A 13,048-nucleotide genomic window follows, 5' to 3' on the forward strand; every position below is an offset into this window, starting at 1 on the left:
TTTTTCAAATTTTCTTCAAACTGAAGCAAAGGGTGTCCGTACCAATCTCTTGGTACCAATGCTGGAGCAAAGCTACACGATTTAATTTTATCCAAGCAATCACACTCTCTGCATCTTCATCAGAAAGCAACTTTGCATTAGGTTTTCTCATCGGATTATCCTCTATCGTAAAATATTCAAATTGCTTTCGGTTAACCATTACACCTAGAAAGGGCGTGAAAGTCATAGTCGTTTCAAAAGGAATATAAACTCTGATCTTATGACTAAGCCCTATGCTTTCTTGCCAGAAACATGAAATGTCAAAAAAGGGAGGGTAAAAGTAAGGCTTGTCTTTTCTTGGAATAATCATAAATTGATCATATTTGGTTGATTACAAAACTCATAATTCTCAGTAACAATCGAGGCATTGGAAAACAACACAGTGCTGCATTCGCTCATCCCATAGGCATTATGAATGTGCCCGAAGAGATGAGCCTCCGGCTTGATGCGTTTAACTGCATCTAGCAATGTTCTGCTGCCATAATGTAAACCTGCACTTTCATCCATAATGAGATAGGGTGGCTGATGAGTGATAAGCACGTCGGTATTGGAAGGAATGTTCTCCAACATTTTAGTATAGTTACCACTTATATCATCTTCCACGAACATCGGGATGCCGAAGAACTTTATGCCTTCTATCGTTACACCGTTACCATAAAGATAATGGCAGTTTTCGGGCAGACCATTGATATCGGCTCCGAAAAGACAGTCGTCATGGTTTCCTGCTATGAAAACTTTGTGTTTGTATGGCAAGGCACAGAACCATTCCATAAAGTCGATAACTTCGGCTTCAGTTCCTACCATCGTGAAGTCACCGGAATGAACTATCACGTCAGCTGCAGGAAGATCCTGCAGCTGACGATGCTGGCTGTGAGTGTCGGAAATGTGAAGTATCTTCATTTATTTTCGGAAGAGGAAATTCCATCTATTATTTTCTTAGAGATGTCTTCTCCTTTTTCTAAGTCAAAACAATAAAACTCTGTTTCAGCGCCTTTTGACTCAATTTTTTTATGGATATTTGTGATAGTTCCATTGTCATGGCTTTTTACTATCATGATAAAAAAGGTTAGGCAAGTAGGCTCATTACTCAACTTGCAGAAGTCTTTGGCGAAGGCAGACTCTTCTGGGTTTAGAGCCTTGAACTCGATAAGAGCAATTCTGTCGAATTTATCATTGTGGATACTGAGGTCTATCATGGCTGACTGTCCCGTTTTTTCTTTTCCATCAGCTTTGTATGGGACAACTTTTATATGCTCTTTACTAAAAACATATTTTTCTTCAGTTGGGGTTTCCACAGAATAATATGCATTCCACTGATTAGCTTCACAATACTTGTTGAATTGCTCAACAAATATAAATCTCAACTCTTGCTCGCTGATGCGAGTTTCACTATCACGATATTGCTCACTGTATTTGGGGAAGATAATTCTTGATTGTGATTCACAAAAATCTTTATGATTTCCATCCCCTTCTCTTTGCGTATGATACACTTTTTGGATAACATCAAAAGTGTCTTTAATAATTTTTTCTATACGTTCTCTGTCTGTCACAATTATGAAGTTTATAATTCAGCCCCAGCCTCCTTATGGATGCAGATGACCTCCTTGGGTTTAACAATATCTATAACTTTCTTGATGCACTCTCTCGAAGCATGTCCTGAGGTATGAATATCCACCACATTGGGAAATGCCTCTCGAAAGTCTCTGTAAGCAGGATTTTGCTTTACTTGCAATGGGTCTTTGTAATAACCATCCCAAGCAGAATAGATGAGAAGAACCTCTGACGAAGATAATCCTTGACACATTTTCTTCACAAAATCCAAATGGCTAGCCCCTGTTACCAAGACAAAGCCTTTCTTTTGCATCTCACCGAGTTTAGGATCATCCTCCCCCACATACTTAAAGTGAAAAGCAAACAAGCCCTTTGAAGATTTTGCTTCTCGATGTGTAAAGATTCTCATCGCCCTGCCCATCATTCCACCAGTGTAGTATAGTCCCTTACGAGCTTTGAGAGCTGCCGTTTTCACACTAGCCAATCTCTCAATATCCGTGGCAGAAGTCAAGACTATCACATACTTGAAAGCACTCATCACACAAGCCATACGTCTAGACACCTCACTTTCTTGAATACAAAGGTCTCCACGCTTCAGTGTAGTTCCTTCTGTGATAAGCAAGTCTATATTAGAAGCATATCTATGAAGCGTAGGATATAATCCTTTGCCAAGATAGCCATGGTCACGATAATCACCAGTATGCCATATGCGTTTTCCGTCAGCTTCGATAAGAAACATATAGGAGTCATAGATGCTATGGCTATTAAAAAAAGGAGTGATACGGATATCCCCTATCATAAAAGATTTTGGCCGAGTATGCGGTGCTGTACGCTCCCATATATGAAAATCTTTTATCTTCCTTATTTTCTGCTCATCATCTATCAATATCTTACTTTTTTCTTCCGAATCTTTCCATTCTTGCTCATGAGCTATTTTCAACAGGTCATACTTCGCAAGCATTAGTTCTTGACCTCCCACTCCTATATATTGAGGCACATCGCAAGGAATTAGGTCAAACAAGCCGACATGATCTTCATGTGCATGAGTATATAACACCGCTTGGTGCTGCTTAACATTTTGCGCAAAGATGTCACGCACCTGAGCTTCATCTTGCTCAGGTGTAGTAGGAACAGTACAACCAGGCAAGTTCTGACCGAAATCCACAAAGACACGAGAAGTCTTCGTTGATATTTCAGTAATACATCCACCTATTTGGTCTATTCCACGATGAATCGTAACTACAACATCGCTATCTTTTAGATATGTTTGAAATCTTGCCATCGTCATTCAATTTCATTGTGTTATTAGAAAAACGTATACTTATTAGAAATATTGTCTTAAATCCATCTTTTTTCCCCTTCATATTAAAGACAATTCGGAGAACTTATCCCCCAACAATTCCTTTAGTTGTTGTTCATTCATCAAATGGTCATCTGATACAACTTCAACTAAGGTTACTAATCTCACAGAATCCTCATGCCAAGAGCCTATTCCCCACGTTACAGTTTCAAAGGACTTACTTACCAGATGCAAACTTTCCATATCTGTCATTTGCAATTCATGGCCAGTTGGCTGGAAGACAAGAAAGAGTACACGAGCTATCTTACGCCCCCCACACAAGGATTCAAGCTTATCTTGCGTCATTTTGCAAACCAATTTATATGGCTTATTCCATAAATCAAACTCCTCACAATCAAAGGCTACAAGTTTGCCTTTTGTAAGAAAGAAGGACTCAAAGTCATCATTATCAATGCTTACCACCATACGGGTCTGATAAAACTCCCTCATCAGACCCTTTATTATTTCAATATTGCTTATCATTGATTTCACTTCAATACTCTTCGTATAATGACTCTCGTATTCTCCAATTTCAGCATCGGCTGAGACATATAGGTGGTAAACTCACAGCCGTGCTCCTTCATCCAATTCACCACCTCATTTCTAACCTCGTTGTCATAGCAGATGGTGAGACCTAAAGGAAGAGTTACTTGAAAATCTTTTGGTTCGATTTCCTTGCCTGTCACCATTGGGTTGCTAGGTTCAAGCCCAAGGCAGTATGCCACATAGCTGCCAGCCAATATTCCCTTGGAAGGCTCAGCACTGTATCCTAATTGTTCTTTTACTTTATCCATTACATCTCTCAATGTCATTAGGTCCTTAGCAATACCCAAGTTTGCAAATACTAGCAACTCCTCTTTTATTCGGGTTTCGATTTCAGGTGTCAGGGAATCGAATTTCTGCTTTGCACCAAACATAGTTTGGAATGTCAACGACTCGTTGAGTGTTCTCTGTTGCAGTTGCACCTTGCGTTTCTGTTTTTTGTTCATTGTTCATTATGTATTTTAAGTTCTACAATATCATAAGAAGCATCTTTTTCATGTGCTCCTTATATTTCTATAATACGATAATCCCAATGTAATAATTTTCGAAAAGTCTCTATTTCTGCACACTTTTACAAGAAATGAGCAAGGATTTCACAAAGTTTAACTATAATGATTAGGGGCTTTTTTCCGGTCATTAAGGATTTCCGGTTATTCAAGATGTCCCCAAGTTGTCCCTCAATGCCTCTCTAGCTTATAAATAAGGTTAAATCAAGTTCGCCCTGCAAACAAAATCCATCCATATAATCACTTTTCTGAATATTTTTTGTATTTTTGCAGCATCGGGGCATGGATGGGAATGAAAGTCTGGCACCATAAGACAATGCACAAGAAATTCAAATTAAAGAACGAAGCATATGAGTAATACAATGAATGGGATTTATTGGAAGGGCATTAAGCAACGGATAGGGAGATTCTTTGAGAAGGTGCACGAATGTATACTTATCTTTACCGACTGGCTGGGGTAAGCACACATAATAAATAGACAGCAAAACATTGATATAAACTGATGGAAACAGAAAGAATTTTACTTCGCTATTGGCAGGAATCAGATGCAGAGGCACTCTTCAAGTACGCCTCCGACCCTGACGTAGGACCACGTGCTGGATGGCCGGCGCATAAGTCTGTAGAAGAAAGTCGGGAGATAATCCGGACTTTCTTCCATAATGAAACGACTTGGGCGATTGTGTTGAAAGAAACTGGCGAGGCAATCGGCTGCATCGGCTACTACACCCATGAAAACAGCAACATCCCTATCGGAGAAAACGACTGCGAGGTGGGCTACTGGGTAGGAAAGCCTTATTGGAACAAGGGAATCTGCACCGAAGCCTTGAAGCTGATGCTCGACTACTGCATCCACGAGAAGCAGTTCAAAAACATCTGGGCAGACCACTTCACCGGAAATCCTGCATCAGGAAGAGTCATGGAGAAATGCGGTTTCGTCGATACTGGTATGTTGAATAAATGTAGCCAGCTTGTGGGTGGCGACAGGGATATGGTTAAAGTGTTTAAGTACAAAGAATGGAATAAATCTCCGATAATGGTAAAATCTTCCGAAAACCAGGTATAAGCTCTTTTGGAGAATGTGCGTATCTTTGCAAAAATTTAAAATGAATAGGATTATGAAGGAATTATTCTTTAATACAATACAGGAGTTCAATGACTTCATAGGGGTGAAAACACTTCATCCTCTGGTAAGCATTGCACGTGTAGAGAACACCTCTCCTATTCAGGAGGCTGTGCATCACTACGGACTTTACGCCCTCTTCCTGAAGGAAAACAAGGGCTGCAAATTGTCATACGGCAGAACAGAATATGACTTTGACGAAATGACTGTAACCTCGTTTGCTCCAGGTCAGTCGATTAAGGTTGAACCCATTCCAGGAGTACCGTTTGCCAAATATACGGTATTGGCTTTCCATCCCGAGTTGCTCAACCGCACCCAGCTTGGCAAGAACATCTCCCGCTATGAGTTCTTCGACTATACAAGCAACGAAGCACTACATCTATCCGCTGCCGAGGTTAATATCTTCCGTGACGTGCTTTCAATGATTGGCCAGGAACTCGAGCATCCTATAGATAGGCATTCGCGTGAACTCATCGTTTCTAACATCGAGTTGCTGCTGAACTATTGTCTGCGCTTCTATGATCGCCAGTTTATCACACGCGAGGAAATAAACCATTCGGTGGTTAGGAAATTCATTTCTCTGCTCGATGAATACATTGCCCGGAAAGCGGAGCATGAAGGGCTGCCTACCGTAGCCTACTTTGCCGACAAATGCTGCTATTCGCCTAAATATTTCGGTGAATTAGTCAAGACAGAGACTGGCAGAACCGCAAAGAGTCTGATCAACGACCGACTGCTTTCTGCAGCCCGCCAACTACTTGTAGATGAAACCTTAACCATTACGCAAGTCAGCCAGCGCCTCGGCTTTGAATATTCTCAGCACTTCGTCCGCTTTTTCAAGGCACAGACGGGAAAGACTCCAAGCGAGTACCGCAAGACTGCTTAAATATAATGAAGCATATATAGAATAACTGTTTTTTTACATCGAAGATGTTTCCTGGAGAAGAATTTGAAAATATGGAGAAGAATTAAAAAAATGATACAATGAAGAAAATAGTACAGACAGCAGGGCGCACCCAACTGGGTGAGTTTGCCCCAGAGTTCGCTCACCTCAACGACGACATCCTCTTCGGAGAAGTATGGAGCCGCAATGACCTGCTTTCATTGCGTGACCGCAGTTTGGTAACCATCACTTCGCTCATCAGTCAAGGAATCACCGACAGCTCGCTGAAATATCACCTGCAGTCAGCAAAGAACAATGGAATTACTCGCACGGAAGCGGCAGAGATCATCACCCACATCGCCTTCTACGCAGGTTGGCCAAAGGCCTGGGCTGCCTTCAATCTGGCAAAGGAGGTATGGAACGAAGATGTAAAAGGCGACGATGCGAAGGCTGCATTCCAGCGCGAGATGATCTTCCCTATCGGTGAGCCTAACACCGCTTATGCCAAGTACTTCAAGGGCAACAGTTATCTGGCACAAATATCCGATAGTCAGATACCTTTCTTCAACGTAACCTTTGAGCCTGGTTGCCGTAACAACTGGCATACGCACTACGCCACAAAGGGCGGCGGACAAATGCTGGTAGGTGTAGCCGGACGTGGCTGGTATCAGGAAGAAGGAAAGCCTGCGCAGGAAATCCTCCCCGGCACAGTCATCCATATTCCTGCCAACGTGAAGCATTGGCATGGTGCTGCAAAAGACAGCTGGTTTGCCCACCTCGCCTTTGAAATACCTGGCGAGAACAGCTCCAACGAGTGGCAGGAGGCTGTGAGCGATGAGGAATATAACAAGATAAAAAATATCAATAAGATTTATGACTTCACTTCAAGAAAGACTGTTCGCCATGCAGGATAAGCAGTATGCTGCTTTCCAGGCCAAACTGACACCGGGAGTGCCTATGGAAAGTTTCATAGGCATTCGTGTGCCCGTGCTTCGCAAGTTCACAAAAGAATTTACAAAGGAAGCAGATTGCGAGGATTTCCTTCATCAGCTTCCTCACGAATACTACGATGAGAACATGCTTCACGGTCTCCTCATTTCCGAGGTGAAGGACTACGAAGAATGCATTCGTCTTACAGACAGTTTCCTGCCTTTCGTGGACAACTGGGCAGTGTGCGACATCATGTCTCCGAAGGTGTTTGCCAAACACAAGAAGGAACTATTGGCAAAGATCAAGACTTGGAGTAAATCATCGCACGTTTATACTTGTCGCTTTGGAATAGAGACACTTATGTCTTATTACCTGGATAAAGACTTCAAGGCAGAATATCTTGAAATTCCTGCATCAGTAAGGAGCGAAGAGTATTACGTAAAAATGATGATAGCCTGGTTCTTCGCCACGGCTCTTGCCAAGCAATGGGACGCAACGATTCCCTACATCGAGCAACGCCGCCTTGCTCCATGGACGCACAACAAGACCATCCAGAAGGCCATCGAGAGCTACAGAATCACGCCCGAGCAGAAGGAATATCTGCGGACATTGAAGATAAAATAATTATGACACAAGATACATCTACATATTACGTTTGGATAGGTGGCTCATGTGATTATGGTCATAAAGAGCGAGCTGGTGGTGCTGCCGTTGTGATTGAGCATAACGGCAACATCATCAGCCGTGATGTAATCAGCGACTTGCACACCACGGAGTTCCGCATGATGCTAACCCTCATGGTGAAGGTAATGCAGGAAATACCGGAAGGTTCCGACATTCTCTTCCTGACCAATGCCGCCTATATTCAGAACTTTGACAAGACTCCAACCTCAAAGTCTGCCAATCCAGACTTGATTGTTCAATGCATCGAGGAAAAGAAAAGGCACAACTTTGTCGGAGTCAAGATTGTGCAATATCACAAGAGTCCATTGCTGATAGAGACCCACGATAGGGCTACGGAAGCAATGGCTAAGACAAGGAAGGAGTTTCATCAGAAAAACAAATAAATGTTTAGGGGCGTTTTCCGGTCATTAAGGTCACGGTCATTAAGGATTTCAACTTCTCTATTCTGGTAACACATTAGCGCTTTTTGATAACACATTTGTAACACACATGGATGATTTTCCAATACGCCAAATTCATAACATATTGATTAACAGCTATTTACGAAAAGAGTACATAAAAGAGGAATAAACGATAAAATATATTTAAAAACAAAATAGAACAACAGAGGTAAGTGCCTATAAATAAGCAACTTACTACCATTGTTCTCCCATGCTAATTTTGTACAAATAAGTTTCATTTTGCTTATTATAGTGATTCCGTTGGGGTTCGAACCCAAGACCCACAGCTTAGAAGGCTGTTGCTCTAATCCAACTGAGCTACGGAACCAACACTTTTCAAATCGCAAAATTGTCTAACCAGCGCCATTGGGCAATCTATTAGCCATTTTCTTATTTGCGGCTGCAAAGGTACATATATTTTTTGAATACGCCAAACTTTTTCTCACTTTTTTCTTTTTTTATGCTTAAATATCGCAAAAAATCACTACCTTTGCATCCGTTAGGAGCAAGAAACAGCATTCTGACCCCGAAAGAGAAGAGATTTTTATAACGCATATTGAAACATAAAACATACGCAAATGAAAAAGTTAATCTTTTCAGTAGCCCTGCTCTCGGCAGCACTCTCTGCCAGCGCAGAAGATCATCCGCTCTGGATGCGCTACCCAGCCATCTCACCCGATGGCACAACCATCGCCTTCGCTTATAAAGGCGATCTCTACAGTGTTTCTGTCAACGGCGGTGAAGCACGACAGCTCACAACCCATGCAGCCTTCGATTCGCACCCTGTATGGAGCCCTGACAGCAAAAAAATTGCCTTCCAGTCTAACCGCGAAGGAAGTCTCGACATCTTCGTAATCGATGCAAAAGGCGGTGCTCCTACCCGACTCACTACCAACAGCGGCAGCGAAACACCTATCGCCTTTGCAGACAACGACCATGTGCTCTACTCAGCCAGTCTGCAGCCTACAGCCCAGAGCATCATCTTCGGCGACAACACATTCCCACAAGTATATAAGGTAAGCACCAAGGGCGGAAGACCGGAACTCTTCTCTACCCTCACCATGGAGGATATCAGCATCGCCAAGAACGGCGACATTCTCTACCACGACAAAAAGGGATACGAAGACCCTTGGCGCAAACACCAGAAATCACCTATCGCTCGCGACATCTGGCTGAAGAGCAACGGAAAGTTTGCCAAGCAGACTACCTTTGCCGGCGAAGACCGCACGCCAGTATGGACATCAGACGAGAAATCATTCTTCTATCTGAGCGAGCAGGACGGCACATTCAATATCTACCGCCGCAGCCTCAACAGTTCAAGCGACAAGCAGATTACCCACCACAAAGGCAATCCGGTAAGATTCCTCACTGCATCCAGCACCGACCTGCTCTGCTACGGATATGATGGCGAAATCTACACCGTGAAAGAAGGTGGAGAGCCTCAGAAGGTGAACATCTCCATTACAACAGATAATGACGCTCCAAGCCTCGTACGTCAGATTAAAAGCTGGGGAGCTACAGAGATTTCCGTTTCGCCAGACGCCAAGGAAGTGGCTTTCGTGATGCATGGCGACGTATACGTAACTTCTGTAGAATACACCACTACCAAGCGCATTACCGACACACCGCAGCAGGAGCGCGACCTGAGTTTCTCGCCAGACGGCAGAGCCCTGGTCTATGCAGCCGAGCGCAACGGCGTATGGCAGATTTACCAGTCTAAGATCAAGAACGAGAAAGAGAAGAACTTCACCTACGCTACCGATATCGAGGAAGAGCAGCTGGTGAAAACAGGCATTACATCGCAGTATCCGCAATACTCTCCTGACGGCAAGGAAGTGGCTTTCTTCGAAGACCGCGCTGCACTTCGCATCGTCAATCTGAAATCAAAGAAAATCCGCACTGTGCTCGACGGGAAATACGTCTACTCTTACAGCGATGGAGACATCGCTTTCGAATGGTCACCAGACAGCAAATGGCTCCTTTCAACCTATATCGGCAACGGCGGCTGGAACAACCAGGATATTGCGCTGGTAAAGGCTGACGGCAAGGAGGTTCACAACCTGACCAATTCCGGCTACAGCGACAGCAACGGCAAATGGGTGCTCGACGGCAAGGCAATGCTCTTCCAGAGCGACAGAGCCGGCTACCGCAGTCATGGAAGCTGGGGAGCTGAAGACGACGCCTACATCATGTTCTTCGACCTGGACGCCTACAACCGCTTCAACATGAGCAAGGAAGAAATAGAACTGGCTGACGCCAACAAGGACGAAAAGGAAAAGAAGGAAGACGAGAAGAAGGAAGAGGCTAAAAAGAAGGCTGACGAAAAGCAGAAGAAGACCGGAAAGATAGAGGTGGAAAAAGTGAAGCCACTGGAGCTGGACATCGAAAACTGCCGCGACAGAATCGTACGCCTCACCGCAAACTCTTCGCACATGGGCGATGCTGTGCTCTCTAAAGACGGCGACAAGCTCTACTACCAGGCAGCCTTCGAGGATGATTACGACCTCTGGCAGCACGACCTGAAGGACGGCTCTACCAAGCTCGTGATGAAGGGCGTAGGCCAGGGCAACTTGCAGACTGACAAGGATGTGAAGAACCTCTTCATCTGCAACGGAAGCAGCATCAAGAAGGTGGATCTGAGCGGATTCAGCACCAAGAACATCAGCTTTGAGGCTAACTTCAACTATAAGCCAGCCGAGGAGCGCCAGTATCTCTTCGACCACGTATGGCGACAGGTGAAAGACAAGTTCTACGACCCTAAGATTCATGGTGTTGACTGGGAAGGTTACCGCAAGACCTATGAGAAGTTCCTGCCTTACATCAACAACAATTTCGACTTCCAGGAGATGTTGAGCGAAATGCTTGGCGAGCTGAACGCTTCGCATACAGGAGCCCGCTACTACGCTTCGAACAGCGCGCTTACCACCGCCAATCTGGGAGTATTCTTCGACCCTCAGTACCAGGGCGACGGCCTGAAGATTCAGGAGATTATCAAGCGTGGTCCTTTCGATGTGAAGAATACGGGCGTAACAGCCGGCTGCATCATCGAGAGCATCGACGGAGAGGAGATTAAAGCCGGAATGGACTACTTCCCATTGCTCGACGGAAAGGTTGGCAAGAATGTACGACTCGGCATCAGAAACGCCAAGGGCAAGAAGCTGGAGGTTACGGTGAAGGCTATCTCTCAGGGCAACCTCAACAATCTGCTCTACAAGCGATGGGTAGACCGCAACCGCGCTTTCGTTGACAGCATTTCAGGCGGACGCATCGCTTATGTTCACGTTAAGGCGATGAATTCGGAGAGTTTCCGCACCGTTTACAGCGAACTGCTGAGCGACAAGAACCGAAACAGAGACGCTGTAATCGTAGACGAGCGCCATAATGGTGGCGGCTGGTTGCACGATGATCTCTGCACCCTACTCAACGGCAAGCAGTATCAGGAGTTTGTGCCTCACGGCAAGGTAGTTGGCCGCGATCCGTTCAACAAATGGGTGAAGCCATCTTGCGTCATGATCTGCGAGAACGATTACAGCAACGGTCATGGTTTCCCATGGGTTTACAAGGAACTCGGAATCGGCAAGCTGATCGGTGCTCCAGTAGCAGGAACCATGACAGCTGTATGGTGGGAAACGCTGATGGACAACACGCTGGTATTCGGTATTCCTCAGGTAGGCTGCCGCGACATGCGTGGCGTGTTCGGTGAGAATACCCAGCTGAACCCAGACATCGAGGTTTACAACAGTCCAGAAGATTTCATCAATGGCCATGATACCCAGCTCGAAAGAGCCGTAAAGGAAATGATGAAGAAATAAACAGAACGCCCTGCAAGGGTCCAGAAGCCAAACCGCTTCTGTCCTTTGCAGGGCGAATTGTTTTTTGTAGCAGACAACATTAATTTATTAAACCTTATTAACCCACATTATCGGCGAAAACCCTTCTGTCATGACATAAAACCCTCTAAATCTTTACTTTTTTTCTTGAAAAGGGCGAAAAAGCAAGTGAAAAAGCCATAAAATAAAAAAAAATGAGTATCTTTGCAGAAGATAAAAAACAAGATTATGGGATTATTCGGATTATTCAGCAACAAAAAGAAAGAAACTCTCGATAAGGGACTTGAAAAAACCAAGGAGAGTGTGTTTGGCAAACTGGCGCGCGCCGTTGCCGGAAAGTCTACCGTCGATGATGATGTGCTCGACGATCTCGAAGAGGTACTCATCACTTCAGACGTAGGTGTAGAAACCACGGTCAAGATTATCCGCCGCATCGAAGAACGTGTGGCCCGCGATAAATATGTTTCAACCAGCGAGCTCAATCGCATTCTGCGCGAGGAAATCGCCATTCTCCTCTCCGAGAATCACAGCGATGACCTGGCAGACTGGGAACTTCCTGCCGACCATAAGCCTTACGTTATCCTCGTAGTAGGCGTAAACGGCGTGGGCAAGACAACCACCATCGGCAAGCTGGCTTACCAGTTTAAGAAGGCTGGCAAGAAGGTTGTTCTGGGAGCTGCCGACACCTTCCGTGCCGCTGCCGTAGAGCAGATTTGCATCTGGGGCGAGCGCGTGGGTGTGCCTGTAGTGAAACAGCAGATGGGAAGCGACCCGGCAAGCGTGGCGTTCGACACCCTGCAGAGCGCCAAGGCAAACGGCGCCGACGTGGTGCTCATCGATACGGCAGGCCGACTGCACAACAAGGTGAACCTGATGAATGAGCTCAAGAAAATAAAGGAAGTGATGAAGAAGGTAATGCCTGAGGCACCAGACGAGGTAATGCTCGTGCTCGACGGAAGTACCGGACAGAATGCATTCGAGCAGGCTAAGCAGTTCTCTGCCGTTACCAACATCTCCTCGCTCGCCATCACCAAGCTCGACGGAACCGCTAAGGGCGGCGTTGTAATCGGCATCAGCGACCAGCTCAAGGTGCCTGTAAAATACATCGGACTAGGCGAAGGTATGGAAGATCTGCAGCTCTTCAACAAGACAGAATTCGTAGACTCGCTCTTTAAAAATTAGA

The 13,048-nt window shown here is 45.0% G+C and carries 14 protein-coding genes and 1 tRNA gene; 8 read left to right on the forward strand and 7 right to left on the reverse strand.

The window, feature by feature from the left end; translation table 11 throughout:
- Positions 1-4: 4 nt before the first annotated feature.
- From ONT19_RS05135 to ONT19_RS05160, 6 genes are all read right to left on the reverse strand, one after another.
- A complete protein-coding gene (locus tag ONT19_RS05135) occupies positions 5-349 on the reverse strand; it encodes a hypothetical protein (RefSeq protein WP_234564514.1) in 345 nt (114 codons plus the stop codon).
- Positions 346-939: a metallophosphatase domain-containing protein gene (locus ONT19_RS05140; RefSeq protein ID WP_234564513.1), complete on the reverse strand. Its 594-nt coding sequence runs from the start codon at positions 937-939 to the stop codon at positions 346-348. Before ONT19_RS05140 ends, ONT19_RS05135 begins: the two co-directional genes overlap by 4 nt.
- On the reverse strand, positions 936-1,589 hold the full coding sequence (locus ONT19_RS05145; protein WP_234564512.1) for a hypothetical protein: 654 nt from the start codon (positions 1,587-1,589) through the stop codon (positions 936-938). Before ONT19_RS05145 ends, ONT19_RS05140 begins: the two co-directional genes overlap by 4 nt.
- Positions 1,590-1,600: 11 nt before the next feature.
- Complete coding sequence (locus ONT19_RS05150) at positions 1,601-2,872, reverse strand: MBL fold metallo-hydrolase (protein ID WP_264953006.1); 1,272 nt, start codon at positions 2,870-2,872, stop codon at positions 1,601-1,603.
- 78 nt (positions 2,873-2,950) lie between these two features.
- Positions 2,951-3,412, reverse strand: coding sequence for a hypothetical protein (locus ONT19_RS05155; RefSeq protein WP_264953005.1), 462 nt, complete (start codon positions 3,410-3,412; stop codon positions 2,951-2,953).
- A 5-nt stretch (positions 3,413-3,417) separates the two neighbouring features.
- On the reverse strand, positions 3,418-3,918 hold the full coding sequence (locus ONT19_RS05160; RefSeq protein WP_234564510.1) for a hypothetical protein: 501 nt from the start codon (positions 3,916-3,918) through the stop codon (positions 3,418-3,420).
- A gap of 319 nt (positions 3,919-4,237) precedes the next feature.
- Between ONT19_RS05160 and ONT19_RS05165 the strand changes: the two genes are divergently transcribed.
- The 6 genes from ONT19_RS05165 (at position 4,238) to ONT19_RS05190 (ending at position 7,978) form a co-directional block, all read left to right on the forward strand.
- Positions 4,238-4,336 (forward strand): DUF1294 domain-containing protein, encoded by a 99-nt coding sequence (locus tag ONT19_RS05165; protein WP_228113679.1) that lies wholly within the window; start codon positions 4,238-4,240, stop codon positions 4,334-4,336.
- Positions 4,337-4,480: 144 nt separating this feature from the next.
- Positions 4,481-5,041, forward strand: a complete 561-nt coding sequence (locus ONT19_RS05170) for a GNAT family N-acetyltransferase (protein WP_117728334.1) — start codon at positions 4,481-4,483, stop codon at positions 5,039-5,041.
- A 52-nt stretch (positions 5,042-5,093) separates the two neighbouring features.
- Positions 5,094-5,984: a helix-turn-helix domain-containing protein gene (locus ONT19_RS05175; RefSeq protein ID WP_418326966.1), complete on the forward strand. Its 891-nt coding sequence runs from the start codon at positions 5,094-5,096 to the stop codon at positions 5,982-5,984.
- A 98-nt stretch (positions 5,985-6,082) separates the two neighbouring features.
- The gene (locus tag ONT19_RS05180; protein ID WP_264953004.1) at positions 6,083-6,895 is read left to right on the forward strand and encodes a carboxymuconolactone decarboxylase family protein; all 813 of its coding nucleotides are present in this window, start codon (positions 6,083-6,085) and stop codon (positions 6,893-6,895) included.
- The gene (locus tag ONT19_RS05185; RefSeq protein WP_234564508.1) at positions 6,855-7,535 is read left to right on the forward strand and encodes a DNA alkylation repair protein; all 681 of its coding nucleotides are present in this window, start codon (positions 6,855-6,857) and stop codon (positions 7,533-7,535) included. The genes ONT19_RS05180 and ONT19_RS05185 overlap by 41 nt, the downstream gene beginning before the upstream one ends.
- Positions 7,536-7,537: 2 nt before the next feature.
- The gene (locus tag ONT19_RS05190) at positions 7,538-7,978 is read left to right on the forward strand and encodes a ribonuclease H (RefSeq protein WP_117693746.1); all 441 of its coding nucleotides are present in this window, start codon (positions 7,538-7,540) and stop codon (positions 7,976-7,978) included.
- A gap of 310 nt (positions 7,979-8,288) precedes the next feature.
- Here the strand turns inward: ONT19_RS05190 and ONT19_RS05195 are convergent.
- Positions 8,289-8,363: transfer RNA gene (locus ONT19_RS05195), tRNA-Arg, on the reverse strand.
- Positions 8,364-8,613: 250 nt separating this feature from the next.
- On the opposite strand from ONT19_RS05195, the gene ONT19_RS05200 reads away from it, so the two are divergent.
- Both ONT19_RS05200 and ftsY read left to right on the forward strand, forming a co-directional pair.
- Positions 8,614-11,847: a S41 family peptidase gene (locus tag ONT19_RS05200; protein WP_264953003.1), complete on the forward strand. Its 3,234-nt coding sequence runs from the start codon at positions 8,614-8,616 to the stop codon at positions 11,845-11,847.
- A 246-nt stretch (positions 11,848-12,093) separates the two neighbouring features.
- Positions 12,094-13,047, forward strand: coding sequence for a signal recognition particle-docking protein FtsY (ftsY, locus tag ONT19_RS05205; protein ID WP_006846481.1), 954 nt, complete (start codon positions 12,094-12,096; stop codon positions 13,045-13,047).
- The last annotated feature ends 1 nt before the right edge of the window (position 13,048 follow it).

The organism is Segatella copri (assembly GCF_026015625.1).
GTDB lineage: Bacteria > Bacteroidota > Bacteroidia > Bacteroidales > Bacteroidaceae > Prevotella > Prevotella copri_H.

Bases quoted from the DNA above. Each gene is read 5' to 3' on its own strand.
- ONT19_RS05175 (WP_418326966.1), top strand. From the start codon at position 5,094: ATGAAGGAATTATTCTTTAATACAATACAGGAGTTCAATGACTTCATA.
- ONT19_RS05155 (WP_264953005.1), bottom strand. From the start codon at position 3,412: ATGATAAGCAATATTGAAATAATAAAGGGTCTGATGAGGGAGTTTTAT.
- ONT19_RS05200 (WP_264953003.1), top strand. From the start codon at position 8,614: ATGAAAAAGTTAATCTTTTCAGTAGCCCTGCTCTCGGCAGCACTCTCT.
- ONT19_RS05140 (WP_234564513.1), bottom strand. From the start codon at position 939: ATGAAGATACTTCACATTTCCGACACTCACAGCCAGCATCGTCAGCTG.
- ONT19_RS05185 (WP_234564508.1), top strand. From the start codon at position 6,855: ATGACTTCACTTCAAGAAAGACTGTTCGCCATGCAGGATAAGCAGTAT.
- ONT19_RS05190 (WP_117693746.1), top strand. From the start codon at position 7,538: ATGACACAAGATACATCTACATATTACGTTTGGATAGGTGGCTCATGT.
- ONT19_RS05180 (WP_264953004.1), top strand. From the start codon at position 6,083: ATGAAGAAAATAGTACAGACAGCAGGGCGCACCCAACTGGGTGAGTTT.
- ONT19_RS05135 (WP_234564514.1), bottom strand. From the start codon at position 349: ATGATTATTCCAAGAAAAGACAAGCCTTACTTTTACCCTCCCTTTTTT.
- ftsY (WP_006846481.1), top strand. From the start codon at position 12,094: ATGGGATTATTCGGATTATTCAGCAACAAAAAGAAAGAAACTCTCGAT.
- ONT19_RS05170 (WP_117728334.1), top strand. From the start codon at position 4,481: ATGGAAACAGAAAGAATTTTACTTCGCTATTGGCAGGAATCAGATGCA.
- ONT19_RS05150 (WP_264953006.1), bottom strand. From the start codon at position 2,872: ATGGCAAGATTTCAAACATATCTAAAAGATAGCGATGTTGTAGTTACG.
- ONT19_RS05160 (WP_234564510.1), bottom strand. From the start codon at position 3,918: ATGAACAAAAAACAGAAACGCAAGGTGCAACTGCAACAGAGAACACTC.